The sequence below is a fragment of the Alloalcanivorax balearicus MACL04 genome, from assembly GCF_025532145.1.
Lineage (GTDB): Bacteria > Pseudomonadota > Gammaproteobacteria > Pseudomonadales > Alcanivoracaceae > Alloalcanivorax > Alloalcanivorax balearicus.
Genome location: NZ_ARXS01000026.1, coordinates 49395 through 60152 on the forward strand (window position 1 = coordinate 49395; position 10758 = coordinate 60152).

Annotated in this window: 9 protein-coding genes; 5 read left to right on the plus strand and 4 right to left on the minus strand. The window is 62.3% G+C overall.

Annotated elements, in window-relative coordinates; translation table 11 throughout:
• Positions 1-36 precede the first annotated feature (36 nt).
• Positions 37-930 (plus strand): transcriptional regulator GcvA, encoded by an 894-nt coding sequence (gcvA, locus tag MA04_RS17735; RefSeq protein ID WP_262461897.1) that lies wholly within the window; start codon positions 37-39, stop codon positions 928-930.
• On the opposite strand, the gene MA04_RS17740 is transcribed toward gcvA, so the two are convergent.
• The 3 genes from MA04_RS17740 to MA04_RS17750 form a co-directional block, all read right to left on the minus strand.
• Complete coding sequence (locus MA04_RS17740; RefSeq protein ID WP_262461898.1) at positions 931-1440, minus strand: methylated-DNA--[protein]-cysteine S-methyltransferase; 510 nt, start codon at positions 1438-1440, stop codon at positions 931-933.
• A 40-nt stretch (positions 1441-1480) separates the two neighbouring features.
• Positions 1481-2104 (minus strand): glutathione S-transferase family protein, encoded by a 624-nt coding sequence (locus tag MA04_RS17745; RefSeq protein ID WP_014992811.1) that lies wholly within the window; start codon positions 2102-2104, stop codon positions 1481-1483.
• 155 nt (positions 2105-2259) lie between these two features.
• On the minus strand, positions 2260-2811 hold the full coding sequence (locus tag MA04_RS17750; protein ID WP_014992810.1) for a DedA family protein: 552 nt from the start codon (positions 2809-2811) through the stop codon (positions 2260-2262).
• Between the two features lie 295 nt (positions 2812-3106).
• Between MA04_RS17750 and MA04_RS17755 the strand changes: the two genes are divergently transcribed.
• Positions 3107-3916, plus strand: coding sequence for a formate/nitrite transporter family protein (locus tag MA04_RS17755; RefSeq protein WP_262461902.1), 810 nt, complete (start codon positions 3107-3109; stop codon positions 3914-3916).
• Positions 3917-3974: 58 nt separating this feature from the next.
• Positions 3975-5705 carry a bifunctional protein-serine/threonine kinase/phosphatase gene (locus tag MA04_RS17760; RefSeq protein WP_262461904.1) on the plus strand — a complete coding sequence of 577 codons (1731 nt, stop codon included), beginning with the start codon at positions 3975-3977 and terminating at the stop codon, positions 5703-5705.
• Here MA04_RS17760 and MA04_RS17765 read toward each other — a convergent pair.
• Entirely contained in the window at positions 5693-6325 is a 633-nt protein-coding gene (locus MA04_RS17765; RefSeq protein WP_262461906.1) for a TetR/AcrR family transcriptional regulator, read from the minus strand. The genes MA04_RS17760 and MA04_RS17765 overlap by 13 nt on opposite strands.
• A 149-nt stretch (positions 6326-6474) precedes the next feature.
• Here MA04_RS17765 and MA04_RS17770 point away from each other — a divergent pair, with 149 nt between their 5' ends.
• Positions 6475-7629 (plus strand): efflux RND transporter periplasmic adaptor subunit, encoded by a 1155-nt coding sequence (locus MA04_RS17770; protein WP_240342810.1) that lies wholly within the window; start codon positions 6475-6477, stop codon positions 7627-7629.
• 2 nt (positions 7630-7631) lie between these two features.
• Positions 7632-10688 (plus strand): efflux RND transporter permease subunit, encoded by a 3057-nt coding sequence (locus MA04_RS17775; protein ID WP_262461908.1) that lies wholly within the window; start codon positions 7632-7634, stop codon positions 10686-10688.
• The last annotated feature ends 70 nt before the right edge of the window (positions 10689-10758 follow it).

A 10758-nucleotide genomic window follows, 5' to 3' on the forward strand; every position in this document is an offset into this window, starting at 1 on the left:
ATCTTTCTCAAGCATTCTACATAGGCAAACTAAATCATGAGTGCAGTTCTGCCGTTACTGGCCCTACGCGCCTTTACTGAAATCGGACGCCATGGCAGCGTCAAGCGCGCCGCCGGGGTGATGGGGGTTACGCCCGGCGCCGTCAGTCAGCAACTGAAACAGCTCGAAGAGCGGATCGGGGCCCCTCTGTTTATCCGAACCCGCCAGGGCATGCAGCTCACCGAAGCCGGCGAACAGGTTTATCCCGCCCTGCTCCAGGCCTTCGAACAGATCGAACGCAGCCTGGGCAGCCTGGAAGCCCGGAACGCCCGGCAAACACTGACCGTGAGCACCACGCCGTCCTTTGCCGCCTCCTGGCTGGTGCCCCGTCTCGGCCGCTTCACCGAGCGTCACCCGGATATCGATGTTCGCGTGGAGGCCTCATCCGATCTGATCCACTTTCAGCGCGACCGGGTGGACGTGGCGATCCGTCACGGCCTGGGCGATTACCCCGGGCTGGCATGCCAGCGCCTGATGGCGTCGGTGCTGGTGCCGGTGGCCAGCCCCGCCCTGTTAGCCCGGGGACCACTGATCCAGGAACCCGCCGACTGCCTGGCCTTTCCATTACTGCAAAACAGCAACCGGGCGGACTGGGTACTGTGGCTGAAGGCACTGGGAATAAACGAACCGGCTCATGCCGACCGGGGGCCCGCCTTCAATGACGAGCTGCTGCTGATCCGGGCGGCGGAGGCCGGGCAGGGTCTCGCTTTGATCCGGGACGTGCATGCCCGGGCGGAAATTGATGCCGGCCGGCTGGTACTGGCTCTGGATCAACCCTGGCCATCGGATTTCGCCTATTATCTGGTGTCGCCGTCTTCGGTACAGGAAAAGCCGGCCATGACACTCTTCAGAGAATGGCTGGCACAGGAGGCATCGTGCGGCGAGGACTGATCACAACAAACTCCGCTGCGGCAGCGCGCGCTCCAGCTCAAGCAAAGCCTGCTTGCGTTCGATCCCTCCGGCGTAGCCGGTAAGGCTGCCGTCGGCACCGATCACCCGGTGGCAGGGGACAATAATGGCGATCGGATTGACCGCATTGGCACGGCCAATAGCCCGCGCCGAAGTAGGCCGGGGCAGCCGCGTTGCCAACTCGCCATAGGAGATGGTGGTGCCGTAGGGCACTCGCCGCAGATGGCGCCAGACCTCTTGCAGAAAAGCGTTACCCAGGGGCGCCAGCGGCACGTCGAAATCCGTCAATTGCTCAGCGAAATAAGCGTCCAGTTGCTCCGCCACAGGACGGACAGCCGCCGCATCCTGAACATAGGACAGGCCGCGCCAATGCACACTGGCCGGATGATGCTGCCCATCAACGAACTCCAGACGCACCAGAGCACCTTGCTCATCAACCAGGGCAATCATCGGCCCCAGCGGCGTGGCTAACACATCAGCCCTGTACGTCATACCTGATCACCCTGGAACCTGTTCTTGATATTGAAAAACGTCACGGCCCGGTGGCCGGTGCCGGCAGCATCACGCCACGCCCTACCGCCGGCCGCCGCGCCACGGCATCATGCCAACGTGTCAAATGGCGATGGTGCTCGAATCCGAACCCACAAATCACGGCGATATGCGTCCAGCCGAAGGTGGCGATATCGGCGATGGAATAGCTGTCGCCAGCCAGAAAGACCCGGCTACTCAGATGCCGGTCCAGCGTGGCGAAGGCTTCCTCGCTCAAGCTCCGGTAACGATCAATAGCCTCGCGCAACCGGGTCGGCGCGAACAACTCGAAATGCACGCGCTGCCCCAGTATCGGCCCCATGCTGGCGGAATGAAACTGCAGCCATTTGATCGCTTCCCAACGGGCCGTCAACGCCTCCGGCAGCAGGCGCCCGGTTTTTTCCGCCAGATACAACAGGATCGCCGAGGACTCAAAAAGCGTCACTCCGGTTTGCTCATCACGCAGGACGGGAATCCGGCCATGGGGGTTCATCGCCAGGAAAGACGATTGGCGATGCTCGCCAGCATGAAGATTGACCTGTTCCAGCGCATAAGGCAGCCCCAGCTCTTCAAGAGCAATGGTGACCTTGAAGCCGTTGGGGGAAGAATCCGTGAATACAGTGATCATGGGGCAGGCTCGCTTCTCTGTCAGGAAAACCAGAATCGCAAGGTAGCCAGACCGCGGGCTCGGGGAAAACGATATGTACTGAGCTCAGGGTATAGAAAGACTAAAGCGGTTCGTGGACCATGGATGTCCCACCGCTGAGGGCGGCGAATCGCGTGTCAGCGAGGTGCGCGAAAATGGCGCCACAGCCACATCAGCACACCGATCAGAAGCAGGCCCCCCAACACATAAAACTCGTAGCGTTTCAGATGGCCAAGCAGCCCTTCCAGCAGGGTGCCGAAATGGAAGGCGGCGAAGCCCAGTGCCGTTGCCCAGATCGCGGCGCCCAGGGCATTGAACAGCAAATACCGGCGCGGCGGATAGCCGGACAGGCCGATCACCACCGGCATCACCGTACGCAGGCCATAGACGAAACGGAAACCCAGCACCCACAGATCCGGGTGGCGCCGCACCAGCCCCAAGGCTTTTTCCCCCGCCGCTTCCCAGCGCGCCTTGCGTCGCAACAACCGCCGGCCATGGTGACGCCCGAGCAGAAACCAGAGCTGATCGCCGCAAAAAGCACCGGCGAAAGCGGTGAATATCACCAGGTCCAGACGCAGATAGTCATGGAACGCCAGGAACCCCGCCAGTACCAGAATCGTCTCGCCTTCCAGAAAGGTCCCCACGAACAGGGCGGGATAGCCAAAGTGTTCCAGGAAGTGTTGAAGCATGGTGAAGGCCGGCAGGGGGAAGCCGGCAGCCTACCCCGATTGCCGATACCGCACAATTAACGACACGCCTTCCGGTAAAGCACCAAAACGGACCCGGGCCAATGCACCACAATGGCGCCATACTTTCGAACCGGATCTGGGTCGCCACTACCACCAAAACAATAAACTCCTTTTATATCAAATAGTTAATGATTTCTCTGCTCTCCTGGTGCGGTTCTTGCTGCTCCCTTCCCTAGCAATAGAACGACGCTTTTAAGGGCTTTCCGCAAACCTTGATGATCCAGAGAGTGCGACCATGTCTTACCTAGTGCCTTCCGAATTCGTCACCAAAATGGTGGACGCCGGGGAATCCAAGATCTACATGTCCACCCGCGACACTTTGATCCGCGCCTTCATGGCCGGGGCCATTCTGACTCTGGCAGCCGCCATGGCGGTGACCATCACCGTGCAAACCGGTAACCCCCTGATCGGCGCTCTGCTGTTCCCGGTGGGGTTCTGCATGCTGTATCTGATGGGGTTCGATCTCCTGACCGGCGTTTTCATGCTGACCCCTCTGGCCTTGCTGGATCGGCGACCCGGGGTGACCGCCAACCGCATACTCAAGAACTGGGGCTTTGTATTCTTGGGCAACTTCGCGGGTGCGCTCACGGTGGCGTTCATGATGTCGTTCATTCTGACCTACGGTTTCAACACCGACCCTGGCGCCGTGGGCGAAAAGCTGGCCGCTATTGGTGAATCCCGTACCCTCGGCTATGCCGAGTATGGCCTGGCCGGCTGGATCACCATTTTCATTCGCGGCATGCTGTGCAACTGGATGGTGTCCATGGGCGTGGTGGGCGCGATGATTTCCACCAATGTTTCCGGCAAGGTGATCGCCATGTGGATGCCGATCTTTCTGTTCTTCTACATGGGCTTCGAGCACTCGGTGGTGAACATGTTCCTGTTCCCCTGCGCCATGCTGATGGGCGGCGATTTCTCAGTGGCGGACTACTTTATCTGGAACGAAATTCCCACAGCGCTGGGCAACCTGGTGGGCGGCCTCGCCTTCACCGGTCTGACTCTCTATACCACCCATGTGCGCACCGCGCCGAAACGTTCCCTGTAATCCCGGGAGCAGCAACCGAAAGGACCGCGCTCCGGCCACGGACGGGGCGCCCAACACCATGCCTTCCTCCCTTCAGGTATCCCTGGGACAGTACTCCGACAAAGGCCGCAAAGCCGTCAATCAAGATTTCCACGGCGCGCTGATTCCCGAGGGAATGCCGCTGACCAGCAAGGGGCTGGTGCTGGCGCTGGCCGATGGCATCGGCAGCAGCAACGTCAGTCACATCGCCTCGGAAACCGCGGTCAGCAGCTTTCTCGAAGACTACTTCAGCACCCCGGAGACCTGGTCGGTACGGCAATCCGCGCAACGGGTGATCAACGCCACCAATGCCTGGCTGCACGCGCAAACCCGCCAAAGCCAATACCGTTATGACCTGGACCGGGGCTACGTATGCACTTTTACCGCTCTGGTGATCAAGGGGGACAGCGCCCATTGCTTCCATCTGGGTGATGCCCGCCTGTATCGGCTGAGTAATGGCGTCCTGGAACAGCTCACCGAAGATCACCGGTTGTGGGTGTCACAGGAGCAGAGTTACCTGAGCCGGGCGCTGGGCATGAACGCCCGCGCGGAAATCGATCATCTCAGCATGCCGGTAACGGAAGGGGACTGGTTCGTGCTGGCCACCGACGGCGTCCACGAGTATCTGGATGCCGACACCCTGATCAGCACTCTGGCCTCGCAAACCGATCCGCAACAGGCGGCAAAGACCCTGGCGGCACTGGCCTACGAACGCGGCAGCGAGGATAACCTGACCGTGCAGGTACTGCGCGTCGACCGGTTGCCGCGGGCGGAGCCATCGACCCTGTCCGGCCGCCTTGACGATCTGCCGCTACCGCCGGAGCTGCAGGTTCGCATGGAATTCGACGGCTACCGTATTCTGCGGGAGCTGCATGCGAGCAGCCGCAGCCATGTCTATCTGGCGGAGGATCTGGACAGCGGCGCCACCGTGGTACTGAAAACCCCGGCCATCGACCGCGCCGCTGATCGCGCCTTTCTGGAACGGTTCATGATGGAGGAATGGATTGCCCATCGCATCGACCATCCCCACGTTCTCAAGGCGCCGCCAAGGCAACGGCAACGTCGTTACCTGTACACGGTGACGGACTATGTGGACGGGAAAACCCTGACTCAGTGGATGCGCGACCACCCCAACCCTTCGCTGGAAACGGTTCGGGATCTGGTGGAACAGATCGCTCGCGCGCTGTACGCCTTTCATCGGCGGGAGATGCTGCACCAGGACCTGCGCCCGGAGAACGTGATGGTCGACGCCAACGGCACCGTCACCCTGATCGACTTCGGCGCCGCCCGCGTGGCCGGGCTGGCGGAGCTGGCCCCGCCCCGGGACCGGGAAGCGCCGCAAGGCACCTTGCCTTACATGGCGCCGGAGTACTTTCTCGGAGAACCGGGCGATACCGCCTCTGATTTGTTTTCCCTCGGTGTCATCACCTATCAACTGCTGACCGGGGATTTGCCCTACGGCACCACCGTGCCCCAGTGCCGGACCCGGGCCGCGCAGAACCGGCTCCGCTATCGCAGTGCCCTGCGCGACGACCGTGATCTGCCGGCCTGGGTGGACGGAACCCTGCGCAAGGCGGTGCATCCGCATCCGGACAAGCGTTATCGGGAGTTATCGGAATTTATCCATGACCTGCGCCATCCCAATCCGGGTCTGGCGCATCCCATCCGGGCACCGCTGATGGAGCGCCATCCGGTGCGTTTCTGGCAGAGCATCAGTGCCGTGCTGGCACTGCTGGTGGTGCTGCTCGCCGTGCGTCTCTATGGCGCATAAGCGCGCAGGAACATGGCCACCACATCGGTGATATGGGCTTCGGCGTCCTCCGCCGTCATCGGTTCGCCGCAACCGATCAGCACCTGCATCTCATGGCAGCCCTTGATCAGGGAAAAGAAATGATCGGCGGCGCGATCCGGCGCCGTCACCCGCAATAATCCGCGCCGGTCCAGCTCCGCCAGCAGCCGCTCCATATCCAGCAGCGTCTTTTGCGGACCCACCTCGAAGAACAACCGGGCCATGGTCTGGTCCTGCCCGGCCTGGGCCGCCATCAGCCGCATCAGATTGACCGCGTCGTCCTGGGTCACCAGTTCATGGAAGGAGCGGGCGATACGCAGCAACACCTGTTCCAGCGACTGGCTCTCGTCGAAATGAAAGATCGGCAAGGGCATCTGCCCCTGGCATTTGATCTCCACCGCGGCGGCGAACAACGCCTCCTTGTCCTTGAAGTGACTGTAAACCGTGAGCTTGGAGACACCGGCGGCGGCGGCAATGGCATCCATGCTGGTGCCGGAGTAACCCTGTTCCAGGAACAAGGTGGTGGCGGCGGCCAGGATGGCGTCGCGTTTGGCGGGGTCTTTGGGGCGGCCCGGGCCGCTGCGGGTCAGATTGTTCGACATGATCTCAACAAATGGTGGACTGGCGAGTTCACTAATTTTACTATACCGGCGAGTTTACCATTCAACCGACAAAATAACGACGTTGTTGTTACTGCTATCCGCAGGCGCTCTTTCCCGCCCGGGGGTACCAACAAGGGATAAGGTGTTCCATGACTCGCCGCAACCGATCCACATCGCACTTACCCACTCACCGCGTGGGCGCTTCCGGCCTGCCCCTGCTGTTTCTTGGCGCTCTGCTTGCCAGCGCGCTTGGCGGCTGCAGCGGTGATGCCGCCACCACCGAGCGCACCATCAGCACCGCTCTGGTGGTCCAGCCGGACAGCACCCGCGCCGGCCACGACAGCTTCGCCGGCGAGGTCCGCGCCCGCTACGAGCCCGATCTGGCGTTCCAGGTCGGCGGCAAGGTGATCGAGCGTTTGGTGGAGGTCGGAGACCGGGTGGAGAAGGGACAGCCGCTGGCCCGTATCGACCCTCGCGACGTGCGCCTGCAGCTGGATGCTTCCCGGGCCCGGGTGGCCGCCGCCAAGGCCGACCATGATCTGGCGCTCAGTGAGCAGAAACGCTACCAGACCCTGCTGGAACGCAAGGTGATCAGCCAGTCCCAGTACGATTCGGTCAGCAGCCAGCTCGAAGCCGCCGCGGCACAGCTGCGCCAGGCCCACGCCGATCTGGAAGTAGCCCGCAACCAGGCCGGTTACGCCGAACTGCACGCGCCCCGGAACGGGGTCATCATGAGCCGCCAGGTCGAAGTCGGGCAGGTGGTGGCGGCCGGTCAGACCGTGTTCACGCTGGCCGCCGACGGCGATCGTGAAGTACTGATCCATCTCCCGGAAAACCACGTCAATCAGGTTTCTCTCAAACAGGACGTCAAAGTGGAATTGTGGTCGCGGCCCGGTGACCACTACGACGGCCGGGTCCGCGAGATCGCCCCGTCCGCCGATCCGCAATTGCGCACCTACGCGGCGCGGGTGGCTTTCACCAGTGACGACGTGCCCGCCGATCTGGGACAAAGCGCCCGGGTATTCTTCCCACAAGGTGGCACCCGCATGAGCATCCCGCTCAGCGCCCTCACCGCCGAGGAAGGCGCCCCTTATGTCTGGAAGGTGAATCCGGCGGACCAGACCCTGGTGAAAGCCCCTGTCCGCGTGGGGCCTTACCAGGAAGACGAGGTGCCGGTGCTGGCCGGCCTGGAAGCCGGTGACTGGATCGTCGCCGCTGGTGCCCAGTTATTTCGCGAAGGCCAGACCGTGAAACCGGTGGATCGTCGCAATCGGCAGGTGGACTTCGGCGACGGGGGACACTGAGGATGCGTTTCAATTTGTCCGAATGGGCGCTGCATAACCGCGCCCTGGTGCTCTACGCGATGATCCTTCTGGGCGCCCTCGGCGCGCTTTCCTACAGCCAGCTTGGACAAAGCGAGGACCCGCCGTTCACCTTCAAGGTCATGGTGGTGAACACGCTGTGGCCCGGCGCCAGCGCCGAGGACGTTTCCCGTCAGGTCACCGAGCGTATCGAAAAGAAGCTGATGGAAACCGGGGACTATGACCGCATCACCTCCTTTTCCCGCCCCGGTCAGTCCCAGGTCATGTTCATGGCGCGGGACGACATGCACTCCGACGACATTCCCGATCTCTGGTATCAGGTGCGCAAGAAGGTGGGCGATATCCGCCACACCCTGCCCCAGGGTATCCAGGGCCCGTTCTTCAATGACGAGTTCGGCACTACCTATGGCAATATCTACGCGCTCACCGGTGACGGCTTCGATTACGCGCTGAAGAAAGACTACGCCGACCGCCTGCAACTGGCCCTGCAACGGGTCAAGGACGTGGGCAAAGTGGAGCTGCTTGGCCTGCAGGACGAGAAAATCTGGGTAGAGCTGTCCAATACCAAGCTGGCCGCCCTCGGTATTCCGCTCGGCGCGGTGCAACAGGCCCTGCAGCAACAGAACGCGGTTTCCGACGCCGGTTATTTTGAGACACCCTCCGACCGCGTGCGCCTGCGCGCCTCCGGTAATTTCCAAAGCGTGGAGGAGATCCGCCGCTTCCCCATCCGGTTCGAGGGCCGCACCCTGCGCCTGGAGGACATCGCCAAGGTCTACCGTGGCTTCGACGACCCGCCAGCACCGCGCATGCGTTTCATGGGGGAGGACGCCATTGGCCTGGCGGTCTCCATGAAGGCAGGCGGCGACATTCTCGCCCTCGGTGAAAATCTGGAAAAGGAATTCGCCCACCTGCAGGACACTCTGCCGGCCGGCCTGTCGCTGCATAAGGTTTCCGACCAGCCGGCGGCGGTACGCGCCAGCGTCGGCGACTTTGTGCGGGTGCTGGTGGAGGCCCTGGTGATCGTGCTGCTGGTGAGTTTTTTCTCGCTGGGACTGCGCACCGGTCTGGTGGTGGCGTTGTCCATTCCCCTGGTCCTGGCGATGACCTTCGCTCTGATGAATTACTTCGACATCGGCCTGCACAAGATTTCGCTCGGGGCGCTGGTGCTGGCGCTGGGGCTGATGGTGGACGACGCCATCATCGCGGTGGAGATGATGGCGATCAAGATGGAACAGGGCCTGAGCCGGATCAAGGCGGCCAGTTTCGCCTGGACCAGTACCGCCTTCCCCATGCTCACCGGCACCCTGATTACCGCGGCCGGCTTTCTACCGATCGCCACGGCTCAGTCCGGCACCGGTGAATACACCCGCTCCATTTTCCAGGTGGTGACGTTGTCGTTGCTGGTGTCCTGGATTACCGCTGTGGTGTTCGTGCCTTACCTGGGCGACAAACTGCTACCCAATCTGGCCCGCCGCAATGACGCCGGTGAAGTTCACGACCCCTACCAGAAGCCGTTTTACCGCCGTTTCCGCGCGCTGGTGAGCTGGTGTGTTTACCACCGCAAAACCGTGATCGTGATGACGGTGGCGATCTTCATTGGCGCGGTGGCGCTATTTCGCTTCGTGCCGCAACAGTTCTTCCCGCCTTCCGCGCGACTGGAACTGATGGTGGATCTGAAGCTGAGCGAAGGCAGTTCACTGGAAGCCAGTCAGGCTCAGGCGGAGCGGCTCGAAGCCCTGCTGGCGGAAAACGACCAGGTGGAGAACTACGTGGCGTATGTCGGCACCGGATCCCCCCGCTTCTATCTGCCTCTGGACCAGCAACTGCCGGCGGCGAGCTTCGCCCAATTCGTTGTGCTGACCCGCAATATTGAGGAGCGGGAAGAAGTTCGCTCCTGGCTGATCGACACGCTGGCGGCGGACTTCCCCACCGTGCGTTCGCGGGTGTCGCGTCTGGAGAACGGCCCGCCGGTGGGCTACCCGATCCAGTTCCGGGTATCCGGGGAACACATCGGCGAAGTTCGTGATCTGGCCCGCCAGGTGGCGGAACGAATACGCGAGCAACCGCAGGTCAGCAACGTGCATCTGGACTGGGAAGAACCCAGCAAGGTGGTGCGCCTGAACATCGACCAGGACCGTGCCCGGGCGCTCGGCGTCAACACCGCCGATCTGTCCCAGGCGCTGCAAAGCTCGCTGTCCGGGGTGGCGGTCAGCCAGTACCGGGAAGACAACGAGTTGATCGATGTGGAAGTCCGTGGTGATGCCCGCGAGCGCGAGGCGCTGGGGCTGTTGCCGAGTCTGGCGGTGCAGAACGAGGACGGCCGCAGTGTGCCGCTGTCCCAGATCGCCACCCTGGAATACGGCTTCGAGGAAGGCGTCATCTGGCACCGCAATCGTTTGCCGACGGTGACTGTCCGCGCCGACATTTACGGCGACGAACAGCCCGCCACGCTGGTCAACAAGATCCAGCCCACGTTGCAGGATATCCGTGATGCCCTGCCGCCGGGCTACCTGCTGGAAGTGGGCGGCACCGTGGAGGAATCCGCCCGCGGCCAGAAATCGGTGAACGCCGGCATGCCGCTGTTCGTGCTGGTGGTGTTGACGTTACTGATGCTGCAACTGCGCAGCTTCTCACTGACGGCTATGGTGTTCCTGACCGCGCCCCTGGGGCTGATCGGCGTCACCCTGTTCCTGCTGTTTTTCGGTCAGCCGTTCGGCTTCGTCGCCATGCTGGGCACCATCGCGCTGGCCGGCATGATCATGCGCAACTCGGTGATTCTGGTGGACCAGATCGGCCAGGATCTGGCCCAGGGCCGCGGCCAATACGAAGCCATCATTGAATCCACGGTGCGGCGCTTCCGGCCTATCGCCCTCACCGCGCTCACCGCGGTGCTGGCGATGATTCCGTTGTCCCGCAGTGATTTCTTCGGCCCGATGGCCGTGGCGATCATGGGCGGACTGATCGTCGCCACCGCTCTGACACTACTGTTTCTGCCCGCGCTGTACGCCGCCTGGTTCAGGGTTCCTCGTCCGGCCCGCTAATCCAGGCAAAGGGTGGTCCACATGGGGGGCGCAAGCCCCCTTTTTTTTGGTTCATCGCGGTTTAGAGGGA